13 protein-coding genes are annotated in these 12,608 nt (G+C 62.1%); 7 read left to right on the plus strand and 6 right to left on the minus strand.

Features of this window, described 5'->3' with window-relative positions; all coding sequences use genetic code 11:
- Nucleotides 1-42 precede the first annotated feature (42 nt).
- From OKW98_RS26810 to OKW98_RS26820, 3 genes are all read left to right on the plus strand, one after another.
- Nucleotides 43-1,482 carry a TolC family outer membrane protein gene (locus OKW98_RS26810; protein ID WP_265387379.1) on the plus strand — a complete coding sequence of 480 codons (1,440 nt, stop codon included), beginning with the start codon at nucleotides 43-45 and terminating at the stop codon, nucleotides 1,480-1,482.
- A 77-nt stretch (nucleotides 1,483-1,559) separates the two neighbouring features.
- Nucleotides 1,560-1,787, plus strand: coding sequence for a ribbon-helix-helix protein, CopG family (locus OKW98_RS26815; RefSeq protein WP_074892231.1), 228 nt, complete (start codon nucleotides 1,560-1,562; stop codon nucleotides 1,785-1,787).
- Entirely contained in the window at nucleotides 1,771-2,157 is a 387-nt protein-coding gene (locus tag OKW98_RS26820; protein WP_265387380.1) for a type II toxin-antitoxin system RelE family toxin, read from the plus strand. The genes OKW98_RS26815 and OKW98_RS26820 overlap by 17 nt, the downstream gene beginning before the upstream one ends.
- 17 nt (nucleotides 2,158-2,174) lie before the next feature.
- Here the strand turns inward: OKW98_RS26820 and waaA are convergent, their stop codons facing one another.
- Nucleotides 2,175-3,449, minus strand: a complete 1,275-nt coding sequence (gene waaA / locus OKW98_RS26825; RefSeq protein WP_265387381.1) for a lipid IV(A) 3-deoxy-D-manno-octulosonic acid transferase — start codon at nucleotides 3,447-3,449, stop codon at nucleotides 2,175-2,177.
- A 163-nt stretch (nucleotides 3,450-3,612) separates the two neighbouring features.
- Here waaA and OKW98_RS26830 point away from each other — a divergent pair, with 163 nt between their 5' ends.
- The 4 genes from OKW98_RS26830 (at nucleotide 3,613) to OKW98_RS26845 (ending at nucleotide 6,993) form a co-directional block, all read left to right on the plus strand.
- Nucleotides 3,613-3,945: a DMT family transporter gene (locus OKW98_RS26830; RefSeq protein ID WP_133774590.1), complete on the plus strand. Its 333-nt coding sequence runs from the start codon at nucleotides 3,613-3,615 to the stop codon at nucleotides 3,943-3,945.
- A gap of 64 nt (nucleotides 3,946-4,009) precedes the next feature.
- Nucleotides 4,010-5,185 (plus strand): NAD(P)/FAD-dependent oxidoreductase, encoded by a 1,176-nt coding sequence (locus tag OKW98_RS26835; protein ID WP_265387382.1) that lies wholly within the window; start codon nucleotides 4,010-4,012, stop codon nucleotides 5,183-5,185.
- Complete coding sequence (locus OKW98_RS26840; protein ID WP_265387383.1) at nucleotides 5,182-5,991, plus strand: aldo/keto reductase; 810 nt, start codon at nucleotides 5,182-5,184, stop codon at nucleotides 5,989-5,991. Before OKW98_RS26835 ends, OKW98_RS26840 begins: the two co-directional genes overlap by 4 nt.
- Before the next feature lie 36 nt (nucleotides 5,992-6,027).
- The gene (locus OKW98_RS26845; RefSeq protein WP_265387384.1) at nucleotides 6,028-6,993 is read left to right on the plus strand and encodes a metal ABC transporter ATPase; all 966 of its coding nucleotides are present in this window, start codon (nucleotides 6,028-6,030) and stop codon (nucleotides 6,991-6,993) included.
- An 8-nt stretch (nucleotides 6,994-7,001) separates the two neighbouring features.
- Here OKW98_RS26845 and OKW98_RS26850 read toward each other — a convergent pair whose 3' ends face one another.
- The 5 genes from OKW98_RS26850 to OKW98_RS26870 all read right to left on the minus strand — a co-directional run bounded on the left by OKW98_RS26850 (nucleotide 7,002) and on the right by OKW98_RS26870 (nucleotide 12,607).
- On the minus strand, nucleotides 7,002-7,814 hold the full coding sequence (locus tag OKW98_RS26850) for a hypothetical protein (protein ID WP_265387385.1): 813 nt from the start codon (nucleotides 7,812-7,814) through the stop codon (nucleotides 7,002-7,004).
- A gap of 67 nt (nucleotides 7,815-7,881) precedes the next feature.
- Nucleotides 7,882-8,592, minus strand: a complete 711-nt coding sequence (locus OKW98_RS26855; protein ID WP_265387386.1) for a hypothetical protein — start codon at nucleotides 8,590-8,592, stop codon at nucleotides 7,882-7,884.
- Nucleotides 8,592-9,566 (minus strand): glycosyltransferase, encoded by a 975-nt coding sequence (locus tag OKW98_RS26860; protein WP_265387387.1) that lies wholly within the window; start codon nucleotides 9,564-9,566, stop codon nucleotides 8,592-8,594. The genes OKW98_RS26855 and OKW98_RS26860 overlap by 1 nt, the downstream gene beginning before the upstream one ends.
- A 73-nt stretch (nucleotides 9,567-9,639) precedes the next feature.
- Nucleotides 9,640-11,064: a bifunctional D-glycero-beta-D-manno-heptose-7-phosphate kinase/D-glycero-beta-D-manno-heptose 1-phosphate adenylyltransferase HldE gene (hldE, locus tag OKW98_RS26865; RefSeq protein WP_265387388.1), complete on the minus strand. Its 1,425-nt coding sequence runs from the start codon at nucleotides 11,062-11,064 to the stop codon at nucleotides 9,640-9,642.
- Nucleotides 11,065-11,203: 139 nt separating this feature from the next.
- Nucleotides 11,204-12,607 (minus strand): PIG-L deacetylase family protein, encoded by a 1,404-nt coding sequence (locus OKW98_RS26870; protein ID WP_265387389.1) that lies wholly within the window; start codon nucleotides 12,605-12,607, stop codon nucleotides 11,204-11,206.
- Nucleotide 12,608 lies beyond the last annotated feature (1 nt).

Consider the following 12,608-nt stretch of genomic DNA (forward strand, 5'->3'; position numbering starts at 1 on the left):
ACGTCACCGTCTTCATACCGCTTCAATTACTAGGGAATGTCTATGCTGCGCAAACTTTCACTGGCCATCGCCGTATCGTGTGCTTCGAATGCGATGGCCGGGGCAGCAGACATGCCGCTGCCGACCAGGACCGGGTTGGTGAGCGTGTATCAGGAAGCGGTCAACAATAACGCCGATCTTGCGGCGGCCCGCGCCAGCTATGACGCGCAGAAGGAAATCGTGCCTCAGGCACGCGCCGGTCTGCTGCCGAACATTTCCGGCGGCGCCGACATCAATGACACCCGCACATCGATTGACCAACCCTCCGCCGTCATCAGCCGCAGCGGCACGGTCTATCGCGCGACTTTGAGTCAGCCGATCTTCCGCGCTGATCGCTGGTTTCAGCTCAAGGCGGCGAAGGACGTCAATGAGCAGGCGATCCTGCAGCTCTCGGCCACCGAGCAGAACCTGATTCTGCAAAGCGCTGAAGATTATTTCGCGGTGCTCCGTGCGCAGGACAATCTGGCCTCGACCAAGGCAGAGGAAGCAGCGTTCAAGCGCCAGCTCGATCAGGCCAATGAACGCTTCGATGTCGGCCTGTCGGACAAGACCGATGTGCTTCAGGCGCAAGCCAGTTACGACACTGCCCGCGCTGCGCGGATCGTCGCCAAGCGCCAGGTCGACGATGCGTTTCAGGCGCTGACCACCCTGACCAACCGCGATTACAATTCCATCGAAGGCATCGTGCACACCCTGCCGGTGCTTGCGCCAACGCCCAACGACGCGAAAGCCTGGGTCGACACCGCGACGCAGCAGAACCTGAATCTGCTGGCCAGCAATTACGCCGTCAGCGCCGCTGAAGAAACCCTGCGGCAGCGCAAGGCGGGCCACGCACCCACCGTCGATGCAGTGGCCCAGTACGAGAAAGGCGACAACGACCCACTGGGCTTTACCAACCCCAATTACACCGGTCAGAGTTTTCACGGCAGCGTCGAGCAACGCACCATCGGTCTGCAAGTGAACATCCCGATCTACAGCGGCGGGCTGACCAGTTCGCAGGTCCGCGAGGCTTATGCTCGTTTAGGCCAGAGCGAACAACAGCGTGAAGGAATGCGCCGACAAGTGGTGGAAAACACCCGCAACCTGCACCGCGCGGTGAACACCGATGTGGAGCAGGTACAGGCGCGCAAACAGTCGATCATCTCCAACCAGAGCGCGCTGGAAGCCACGGAAATCGGCTATCAGGTCGGCACCCGCAACATCGTCGACGTGCTCGATGCACAGCGCCAGCTCTATGCGTCGGTGCGCGACTACAACAACACCCGCTACGACTACATCCTCGACAACCTGCGCCTGAAACAAGCCGCCGGCACCCTGAGCCCGGGGGATTTGCAGGACCTGTCGCGCTTCCTGAAAGCCGATTACAACCCCGATAAAGACTTCCTGCCGCCGGATCTGGCGAGAGAAGCGGCGGAGAATTTCGAGCGGCCGACGGAGCGGTGACAAGCCGATTGAAACGTTTCGGCGACCCGAGTAGCGTCCGCGCGATACAGTGAATACATGTATTGCGGAGAAGTCGCATGCCTACCTCAATTCGCCTCACCCCCGAGACTGAAGCACGTCTCGACGTTCTCGCGGCTAGCACCGGCCGGACCAAAGCCTTTTATTTGCGTGAAATTATCGAGCAAGGTTTACCTGAGCTTGAAGAGTATTACCTGGCAGCGGACGTACTCGAACGCGTCCGAAAGGGCAAGGAAGCCACTTATTCATCCAGCGATGTAAGGAAAGAGCTTGGCCTGGACGATTAAGTACACCGAGACGGCAAAGAAACAGCTCAAGAAGCTCGACAAGCAAACCGCCCGGCGCGTGCTTGACTTCATGGACGAACGGGTAGCTGTCAGAGACGACCCTTGCAGCGTGGGCAAAGCGCTAACAGGTCCCAAGGGCGGGCTGTGGCGCTATCGAATTGGGGATCTACGAGTGATCTGCGATATCCAAAACGGCGAGCTACCATTTTGGTCATCGAACTGGGCAATCGTCGGGAGGTTTACCGGTAGCACCTTCATGACCTGCTCAACAACTCTGCTATCGATTCGCGCCAGGACCCGGGCAAGCGCGCTCATGCATTGGATTTGCGCGGAACGCACGATTGTCGTTAAGCGCAAGCCATCCAGATGACCGCTTGCTTGCCAAAATCAGCCCAACAACCGCCCAATCCCATCCAGCAACTTCTGCAACGCCCCTTGATTGGCCTTCATCACGGCCAGCCCGGCATCGGCCATCGCCTTTGCCTTCTCGGGCTGGTCGATCAAACCCCGCACTGCGGCGGCCAATGCAGCCGCGTCACCGACCTCTTCCAAAGCACCGGCGTTACGCAACATCGCGGCGATTTCGAGGAAGTTGAACAGGTGCGGGCCACTGAGAATGGGCTTATCCAGCGCCGCAGGCTCCAGCAGGTTATGACCGCCGTTGGGCACCAGGCTGCCGCCGACAAAGGCGATGTCGGCCAGCGCATACAGAAACAGCAGTTCCCCCATGGTGTCGCCCACCAGAACCGAGGTTTCCGGGGTTACCGGCTCGGCCGTCGAACGGCGAACGCTGGCAAACCCCTGCTGTTGGCTCAGTTCAAACACGCTGTTAAACCGCTCGGGGTGACGGGGCACGAGAATCAACAGCGCGTCGGGATGGCTTTGCATGAGCGTGCGATGGGCCGCCAACACCACCTCGTCTTCGCCCCCATGGGTACTGGCGGCAATCCACACGGGACGTTGCAGGGTCTGCGAGTGCTCACGCTGCTGGACAGCACGCTCCAGCAATAGCGGATCAATGGTCAGGTCGAACTTGATAGAGCCCGTCACGTTGACGCACTCGGGCCGAGCGCCCAGGTCACGGAAGCGTTGGGCCTCGGTTTCGGTCTGCACGGCAATCAGGCTCATCTCGGCGAGCATCGGTCGAGTCAGCCCGGCGAAGCGTCCGTAGCCGCGAGCGGACCGCTCTGACAACCGCGCATTCGCCAGCACCGTTGGAATGCCGCGTTTCGCACACTGATGAATGTGATTGGGCCACAGCTCGGTTTCCATGATCACGCCGATCTTTGGCTGGATATGATCGAGAAAACGCCCGGCTGCCCATGGAAAGTCATAGGGCAGATAGCAATGCTGGACGCGCGGCTCGTGGGCGAACAGCGACTGAATGCGCTCAGAGCCGGTCGGCGTCATGCAGGTAATGGTGACCGGCAATTGCGGATAGCGGGCCAGCAACGCACGAATCATCGGCGCAGCGGCAATGCTCTCGCCTACCGATACGGCATGCACCCAGATCCCGCCGCGTTGCATGGCGGGCAGGCCGATGGCGAAGCGCTCGCCGACCCGTTGCGCGTAGGCCGGGGCCTTGCGCGAACGCAGCCACAGGCGCAGGGCGATCAGTGGGAGGCCGAGGTGGAACAGGATGCTGTAGAGGGTTCTATTCATGGGCGCGGAGTTTATCAGCCAATTGCTGTCAGATTTCCATCGAGATTCGCACATATCTTGCCGGGCGCATTCCGCCAGCCACCATCGTCCCTGCCCCAAAAGGCCCGGTTGTTCCATGCCGGGTAAGCCGCTTTAATGACGGCCATTGAAAAGGAGCTACACCATGTCTGCGTACTACCTGCTGGCCATCGCCATCTGTGCCGAGGTCATCGGCACCGTGTCGATGAAAGCCGTCAAAGGCCTGAGCACGCCGATCCCGCTGCTGCTGGTGATCGTCGGCTACGCCATTGCATTCTGGATGCTCACGCTGGTGGTGCGCACCATCCCGGTCGGCGTAGCGTATGCCGTGTGGGCGGGTATGGGCATCGTCATGGTCAGCATTGCCGCACTCTTTATCTACGGCCAGAAACTGGATCTGCCTGCCATCGCCGGCATGGGGCTGATCGTCGCAGGCGTCGTGGTGATCCAGCTGTTCTCGAAGACGGCCGGTCATTAAAGGGGGTTACTGAAAAGGGCCTTCCCCTATAATGCCCGCATTCGTTTCGCCATTTGAGGTGCCCATGTCATCTGCTATTTCCACTGACGTCCTGATTGTCGGCGCGGGCGTTGCCGGTCTCTGGCTCAACGCGCGACTGCGGCATCAGGGCTTTTCGACGGTGGTGGTGGAAAAGGCCAGCCTCGGTGGCGGCCAGACACTCAAATCCCAGGGGATTATTCACGGCGGCGCCAAATACGCCCTGCACGGCGCTCTGTCCGGCGCCTCCGAAGCCATCGCCGACATGCCTCGCCGCTGGCGCGAAGCGCTGGCCGGCAAAGGCGAGCTGAACCTGTCGGGCGTACGCCTGCTTTCGGAAGCCCACTACCTGTGGTCGCCCGGCACCATCGCCGGCAATCTCACCAGCTTTTTCGCCAGCAAGGCCGTGCGCGGGCGCGTTGATCAGGTCAAGGGCAGCGACCTGCCGCCGGCGCTTCAGGATCCGCGCTTCAAAGGCAAGGTGTACCGTCTGGCCGAGCTGGTCATCGACATCCCCAGTCTGGTGAAAAAACTGGCGGAGCTGGCAGGCGATAGCTTGCTTTCGGGTCAGGACATCGAGCCGCTGCGCCACGACGGCGAACTGGTCGGGCTGCGCGTCGACGGCCGCGAGATCCATGCGCAGCGCGTAGTGCTCAGCGCCGGCGAAGGCATGGCTGATCTGCTCAAGGCACTGAACGTGAGCCAGCCGGCCATGCAACGCCGGCCGCTGCACATGGTGCTGGTGAAGGGCCCGACGCTCAAACCGCTGTACGCCCACTGCCTGGGTGGCGGGCCGAAGCCACGGATCACCGTCACCACGCATCCGGCCGCCGACGGCCAGTGGGTCTGGTACCTGGGCGGCGACATTGCCGAAGCCGAAGGCGTTGCCCGCAACCCCGCCGAGCAGATCGCCGCCGCGAAAAAAGAGCTCGCGAATCTGTTGCCGTGGGTCGATCTCAGCGAGGCGCAGTTCGCCACCCTGCGCGTGGACCGCGCCGAGCCGCAGCAAAGCGGTCTGGTCCGCCCCGACAACGCCTTTGTCGACGTGCAGGGCCGCTTGATGGTCGGCTGGCCCACCAAGCTGGCGCTGGCCCCCGACTTTGCCGACCGTGTGCTGGCCTCGTTGTCCCGGGATGACATTCATCCCACCCCGCAGCCGCCGCACACCGACTTCCCCAAGCCGCCCCTCGCCATTCCTGTCTGGGATCAACTGCTGCCATGAAGACCCTGCACGATCTGCATCGGCCGCTCGGCACCCTCGGTATCAACGTTTCCCCCCTGGGCCTGGGCACGGTGAAGCTGGGCCGCGATCAGGGCGTGAAGTACCCCAATGGCTTCACGATTCCCGACGACGTTGAAGCGCAGATGCTGCTGAAGCTGGCGCGGGATCTGGGCATCAACCTGATCGACACCGCCCCGGCGTACGGTCGCAGCGAAGAGCGCCTCGGACCGCTGCTGCGCGGGCAGCGCAAGGACTGGGTGATCGTCAGCAAGGTCGGCGAGGAATTTGAAGCGGGCCAGTCCCGGCACGATTTCAGCGCCGAACATACGCGGTTTTCGGTGGATCGCAGTCTGCAGCGCCTGGAAACCGACTTCATCGATCTGGTGCTGGTGCATTCCGACGGCAACGACCTGCACGTGCTCAACGAATGCGCCGTGTATCAGACCCTCGCCGAGCTCAAGCGCGAGGGCAAGATTCGCGGGTTCGGCTTCTCCGGCAAGACCGTCGAGGGCGGGCTGCTGGCCTTGCAGGGCGGCGACTGCGCGATGGTCACGTACAACCTCAACGAACAGGGCGAAAAGCCGGTCCTCGACTACGCTGCTGCACACAGCAAAGCGGTACTGGTCAAAAAAGCGCTGGCCAGCGGGCACGTTTGCCTGAGCCCCGGTGTCGATCCTGTGCGTGCCAGTTTCGAGTTGCTGTTTGAACATCCCGGCGTCACCGGTGCTATCGTCGGCACCATCAACCCGCTGCATCTGGCCCATAACGTGGCCACCGCCGCTGCCGTGATCCGTCGTCAGCCCTGAGACAAACGGCCGACCCCAACGCAAGAAGGAGCCGATATGCCGCGAACCCTGATTCGGAGAAACCCCAGCAACTTCAAGACCCTGCCGTTATTTGTCGAAGCCACCCCGGAAAGCCTGACCTACCAGAGCATCGGGATGCCGCTGAATTTCACCCAGACCCTGGCGCGGCGCAGCAAGATCGACGTAGAGGACACCGAGCGGTTCTCCACTGAGCTGGCCAATCTTGGCGTCTCGGTGCGCCTGACCCTGCGCTGGCAGAACCGCGATTACTGGGTGCTGGTTCGCCAGCGTCGGAAGGACCGAGGCGACGTGGTGCTCAAGCTGATTTCCGGCTACGTCCCCGCCCACGAACTCAACCTGCCGTTGCACACGGCGGTGCAGGAAGTCGCTGAGGAGTGCCTGATCGAGACGCCCCAAGGCTGGCTCGGCGGGCGCTTCAATGAAACCTGGCTGCCAGCGCCCTACGCGGCAGCCCTGCACTACCGCGAAGCGATGCCCTTTCGTCTCACCCCGCTTCCCGGCGCGGCACTCCCTGTGCGCTGCGGCAGCCTGACCCTGATTGAAAATCCCCGCGCTTACGTGCATTTGCCGACCGCGTCATTGCAGTTGATCTATGACATGCGCCTGGAGGTGCCGAAAGAGGCTCGCCCGTTAAGCATGTTTCACGTTGATGAAAGCCTGGAAAACAACGAGCTGGTCGCGCGCCTTAACCGCAGCAAACCGGATCTGTACCTGATGCCGCTGGAAAACGGCTCGCCCTTGCCCGAGCTGTACACCCTGAAGAACGACAAGCTTTCGCCTGCCGGTACGCGTGGGCTTTATCTGGCCGAGAGTTTTGCTCCCCAGGAGGGCTGGGTGGTGCGCGAGGAGCGGATTCGCTGGAAGGACTGGCTGGTGCAGCAGGGCATGACACCGAAGAAGAAGCCCAAGTCAGGGCTGACCAAGCTGCGGATCAAGGCGCGGCGGCTGGTCAGACTGGTTCGCAGCGGCCTGCATAAGTAGGCCGCCGATTAGCTCTTCTCGGTGCGGCGTTTATCGCGCCAGGTGCGCAGTCGGGCGAAGAAGTGGAAATACCGGTTCTCACGCTTGCCCATTCCGCGCTTCGGTGAGAACGACTCTTCGGCGAAGGCGCCGGTGATGCGCACCCGCGAGGCGGTGGTCGGCAGCGTGCAGACGCGGGCATCGGCTTCAAGCAGCGCGTATTTGAGCAAGCGCTCCGAGTGCAACTTGCGGCCTGTCGCTTCGCAGAACTCGAAGATACGCTCGATCCGTTTGCCATAGGCGCGGTAAACATCGCGGCCGCAAATGGCGAAACGATCGTTCAGCCCGCCCCACCACTGCCAGTCCGGAATATAGGCGTTCAGCCGCCGTGCGTGCGGTGAATGAAAGGCATAGCCCGGCAGCGGCGAATGGAAGAAGTTGTCCGGCCGCACAAACACCACGAAGTCCGGATCGAACGACTCCATCATGCCCGTCACGGTGTGCAAGGAATTGAGCTGATAAATCAGGTTGCGCAGGGAGACGTGCTCGTCGCCCCAGGTGTCGCCCATCGCCTTCACCCGTTCGAAATCCCAGCGATCAAGCACGCCGTCGGTGGATTGGAGAACGCCCGTCATCGGCTGGAAAACTTCGTAGTTCTGCGCCTTCAGCTCGCCCTTCTCCGCCGAGCGCTGGTTGTGCACTTCGTCGATCTTGTAGAGGTGGTAAAAGCATTTGACGTTGCTGCCCTTCGGCAACTGGCCAAGGACGTTTTCCTCAATGGAAGGAAAACAGATTTCCGAGTTGCGCGGGATACCAAAAAACGCGACCGCAATGTTCAGCACTGACAAACTCTCCGGGATCAATGGCGATGCGCCTGGACACGCGCGCGCAAGCGGCGGACGGGCTCGTTCATTTACGAAATAACAGCGTGCGCCACCAGCTCCGGGGCTTGAGGGCGATCACTTCGACGTCGGCGCCCAACAGCCAGTTGCGCTCGTAATCCCAGGCATGACCGCCCCAGAGCTTGCCGGCCTCGTTGGAAAAACCGAGGGTCATGAGCCTGTAGCGGTAACCGGCATGAGCGCGCAGCGAGTCGAGCAACACCAGCACGTTGAAACCCGTGGAGGGGCCGACGAAGCGTTTGCCGTTGGGCCGATCGACCGGGTAATGCTCGGCCAAAGCCGGCAGCGGGATGCGGTCCCAATACAGCGCGACGTCAGGCAGCGGGCACAGCGGCACGGCGCAGCCCACCAGCAGCGTGAAGCAACGCGAGCCTGGCTGGGCGGCTCGTTCTTGTACCTCAACTGTTGCGGGGAGCCCGAAGAAATAACAGTCCGGCGCGTTGAAGCCGTGGACGAACAGGTTGACGCTTTCAGGCTTCAGCAACGCGGCCTTTGTGCACAGATTGAAGCTGACCACCACATCGTCCACGCCCACGCCCAAGGCATCGAAATCCGCCTGGGTGATGGCGGGGTTGTTGGCGATCAGGATGACCCGTGCCGCGTTCGCCAGGCACTGGTGCAGCGCAGCGGGAAGCGCGCCGAACACGTCCTGATCGGCGCCCGGCAATACAAGGGGTTCACTGTGTGCGGCGCTGTCGTGGTCTGACGGCAGCGTCATCAGGCCGGCACCTGCATGCCATGGCGCCATTTGACCCAGGCACGGGTCAGCGCCGACGGACGCTGCCACGGACGCATTGGCCGCTGAATTTCGTCGGCCAGATCGCGGCCCACGCGGCCAAAGGCATAGCGCTCTTCGGCGAATGTTTGCCCCTCGCCCGCAATGCGCGCGGCAAGATCAGGGTCGCTCTGCAGCAGGCGGATCTTCTCGACGGCTTCGTCTTCGGAGCGGTAGAACATGACGTTGCGCCCCTCCTCGAAACCCAGCAGATCGTCCTCTTCACCCTGACTCCACGCGAGGAGCACGCAACCGCAGGCCATGGCTTCAAAATTCTTGATCATGAACTCGCCCATGCCAATATCGGCGCTGACGAAAATCCTGATGCGATTGAGGGTTTCAAGGTATTCGGCGCCGGAGGCCGTGCGCGTCACCAGCACACCAGCACGCTGCGCGAGGTTTTCCATCAGCTGTTTACGCTGTGAATATTCGCGGCTCTTCAGGCTGCCGAGGAAGCCCACCGCAATGTCCCGAGACTGACCGAGGTTGCGCAGCATTTCCTGGTCATAGCCCTTGGACACGAACACCGCGTCCAGGCCTTCGCCGCGCATGCGCCGCGCGACCACCGCGCCGGAAACCAGCGCACGACTCCACGGCAGCTGCCGGTACAGGCGTGAATACATGCCGTGGTATTTGCTGGCGGCCATGTAGTTCTGATACGCATCGTGCTCAAGAAAGATCAGCCCCGGAATGCACTTGAGCACCGCGCGCTGGCGAGCAAGCCGTTTGACCCGGGAGAAGATCACCACCCGGTCGTAGCGCTGATAATCGACCGAGGCCAGAAACGGCCCGAGATTCAGTTGCTGTTGCTTGCTCAGGCGAAAAATGACGCAGTCGTCACAATGCTGCCGCACGGTGTCGTACAAGCCGTCGAGTATGACGCGCTGCTCATCCATCACCAGTAACATGACTTTCATTCGTTCATATACCGAACTGCGAATACATAAATGGCAGCGGCAATGGGGGCCACACTGCACGGTGAGCGTCGGATCAGTCCTGACTGCGGATCTTGTCGACGATGGCTGTCGTTGAACTGTTGGCGACCAGCCCCAGTACTTTCACGGTACCGCCATAAGAGGCGACGATGTCAGCGCCGACGACCTGGTCAACCGAGTAGTCTCCGCCCTTCACCAGCACGTCCGGATGCACATGGGCCAAGAGGTTTTCCGGGGTGCCTTCCGGGAAGCTGATGACCCAGTCCACTGCGCCCAGACCGGCCAGCACGGCCATGCGCCGATCCACGCTGTTGATCGGGCGGCCCGGGCCTTTGAGGCGACTCACCGACGCGTCGTCGTTGACCGCCACGATCAGCCGGTCGCCCTGCGCGCGGGCCTGTTCCAGGTAGGTGACATGGCCGGCGTGCAAAATGTCGAAGCAGCCATTGGTGAACACGATGGTTTCGTTGTGGGCACGGGCATCGTCAATGGCCAGCAGCAACTGATCGAGGGTCAGCACACCGCGCTCGGAACCTTCGGCACGCTGGATGGCGCGACGCAACTCGGGCGCGCTGATCGCGGCGGTGCCGAGCTTGCCCACGACGATGCCCGCCGCAAGGTTCGCCAGCGCGACCGCGTGCGGCAATTCCTCACCCGATGCAATGGCCGCTGCCAACGTGGAAATAACTGTGTCGCCAGCACCCGTGACGTCGAACACTTCCCGCGCGCGGGCCGGAAGGTGCAGCGTTGGCTGATCCGGACGCAGCAGGGTCATGCCGTGTTCGCCACGGGTGACCAGCAACGCACCGAGATCGAGGTCCTTCATCAGCGAAGCGCCTTTGGCGACCAACTCTGCCTCATCGACGCAATGGCCGACGACGGCTTCGAATTCACTGAGGTTGGGCGTGATCAGGCTGGCGCCACGATAGATCGCGAAGTCTTTGCCCTTCGGGTCGGCGAGCACGGGAATGCCACGATCCCGGGCGGCTTTGATCAGGACTTGATGGTTCTTCAGCGCGCCTTTGCCGTAGTCGGACAGGACCAGCACCTTGATACCGTCGAGCATGGCATCGACCTCGCGGCTCAGGGCCTCGGGGTCAGTGGCAAAGGGTTCTTCGAAGTCGATACGCAGGAGCTGTTGGTGCCGGCTCATGACGCGCAATTTAACGATGGTTGGCTGATGGGCGATGCGCTGGAAACTGGCGGTGACGCCGGCCGCCTTGAGGCTGTTGCTCAGGCTGTCGGCGGCTTCGTCGGTGCCGGTGACGCCGACCAGTGACGCCTTGGCGCCCAGCGCTGCAATGTTCAACGCCACGTTGGCCGCGCCACCCGGACGGTCTTCGATCTGGTCGACTTTGACCACCGGAACCGGCGCTTCAGGGGAGATTCTGGAAGTGCCACCGTGCCAGTAGCGGTCGAGCATGACGTCGCCGACAACTAACACTTGAGCCTGATCAAAACGCGGCATGGACAACTTCATCGAACAACCCGTGGCAGAAATGGACAAGGACGGAATCTTAGCACAGCGATCAGCGCTGGCTGGCCGGTTGGCCTCGAATCCCTTAGTGCTTCAAACGGCGCCTCACAGGGCGCTTCTATTGGTGCGTCGACTGTTGCAACTACGGGCGCGGAAAGCGGCGGACCCAGAACACCTCGTGACGTCGAACGGCCTTGCGGAAGAATTCGTCGTCTCCCGTCAGCGGCCATTCGCGACCGGCCAGCCAGCGTTGAATCTGCCGGCGCAGGCGCTTCTTCAGGGGTGGTGATCCCTGCAGGTCATGCTGCATCGCCAGGGCCATGGCCTTATCAAGTTGCACGTCCGCACCGAGCGACGTGCTCCAGATCTGATCAACCGAGGGCGCTTCAACAAACGGCGGCAGCGCGACACCTTTACCGGCCAGCCCCATGGGCCAGCGGTCGTTGTCGTGCAGATGATTGGCGTAGAACAGCGCCACCTCGGGCGTGTGCGCGCTTCTGCTGACTGCCGCATATAACGCTTGGGTCGTGGCGATGTGGTCGGCGTGGGGATCGAGCTCGGGGTGCGGCATGACAATGACGTCCGGGCGACAGGCATCGATCAGCGCCGCGAGATCGGCGACAAGATTGTTCCAGGTAGGCGCCCCGTCCTGATCCCCTGGCAACGGCAACGGATTGTGCTGCCGCGCACTGCGAATGTCGGTCTCTGAAGAGTCGCGAGAACCAAACGGCTGATCCGGCGACTGGGCCATGGCCGGCAGTTGCAGGCAGTAGTAGCCCAATTGCACGCACTGACTCTGCGGCACACCGCCCCACAACGGAATCGCCAGACTGTCCCACGTACGCAAGCGCCCCTTGAGTCGCGCAGCATCGGCGCGGTTCAGCCCCAGCTGTTCGTAGCGCTCGGCCTCGATTTCGCCCTGAGTCACGGTGACGATGCTGCAATCCGCCGCCTGGCTGTACAGGCCAAACGCTGCCAGCTCGGCGTCGTCGGCGTGGGGCGCGAGGATCATCAACCGTTGCTGGCGGTAATCCGGATTGCTCAGCACGTACAAACAGCCGGCATTGGCGATGCGGCAGAACCCACCCTTGAGGCGCAGCGTGCTGTCAGCGACCACGTCGCGCTGACCGGTCAGGTTCACGTAGCGACGCCCGGCAAACCCTCGTTCGAAATCCTGGCGGTCGTCGCCTGCCAACACGTACGGGTCCAGCCAGCGACCGAGCCAGGTGCTGCGCAGGTCGAGCTCCAGCATCAGCGTTTCGCCTTCGGCCAACGGCTCGCTCAGTTCCAGCATGCCGTTGACGACGGAAACACGCTGCGCCTGAGCCGCGTCGGGAAACTGATAGTGGTAATCGCTCTTGGGCGAATAAAAAAGATGGTCGGAGAACCAGGCTTCATGGGCCACCCAGGCGGCCACGATCAGCAGAGGCACCAACCACCACGCGACCCAGATGCCAATGCCGATCAGCAGCACCAGACCGATGATCAGCGCCAGACGCTTGTTGCGCCGATGTCGTTTCAGAAGCTGCTGCTTGCGCCCGGACATG

The organism is Pseudomonas sp. KU26590 (genome assembly GCF_026153515.1).
GTDB lineage: Bacteria > Pseudomonadota > Gammaproteobacteria > Pseudomonadales > Pseudomonadaceae > Aquipseudomonas.

Bases quoted from the DNA above. Each gene is read 5' to 3' on its own strand.
- OKW98_RS26830 (WP_133774590.1), top strand. From the start codon at position 3,613: ATGTCTGCGTACTACCTGCTGGCCATCGCCATCTGTGCCGAGGTCATC.
- OKW98_RS26810 (WP_265387379.1), top strand. From the start codon at position 43: ATGCTGCGCAAACTTTCACTGGCCATCGCCGTATCGTGTGCTTCGAAT.
- OKW98_RS26870 (WP_265387389.1), bottom strand. From the start codon at position 12,607: ATGTCCGGGCGCAAGCAGCAGCTTCTGAAACGACATCGGCGCAACAAG.
- OKW98_RS26860 (WP_265387387.1), bottom strand. From the start codon at position 9,566: ATGAAAGTCATGTTACTGGTGATGGATGAGCAGCGCGTCATACTCGAC.
- waaA (WP_265387381.1), bottom strand. From the start codon at position 3,449: ATGAATAGAACCCTCTACAGCATCCTGTTCCACCTCGGCCTCCCACTG.
- OKW98_RS26855 (WP_265387386.1), bottom strand. From the start codon at position 8,592: ATGACGCTGCCGTCAGACCACGACAGCGCCGCACACAGTGAACCCCTT.
- OKW98_RS26815 (WP_074892231.1), top strand. From the start codon at position 1,560: ATGCCTACCTCAATTCGCCTCACCCCCGAGACTGAAGCACGTCTCGAC.
- OKW98_RS26840 (WP_265387383.1), top strand. From the start codon at position 5,182: ATGAAGACCCTGCACGATCTGCATCGGCCGCTCGGCACCCTCGGTATC.
- OKW98_RS26835 (WP_265387382.1), top strand. From the start codon at position 4,010: ATGTCATCTGCTATTTCCACTGACGTCCTGATTGTCGGCGCGGGCGTT.
- hldE (WP_265387388.1), bottom strand. From the start codon at position 11,064: ATGAAGTTGTCCATGCCGCGTTTTGATCAGGCTCAAGTGTTAGTTGTC.
- OKW98_RS26845 (WP_265387384.1), top strand. From the start codon at position 6,028: ATGCCGCGAACCCTGATTCGGAGAAACCCCAGCAACTTCAAGACCCTG.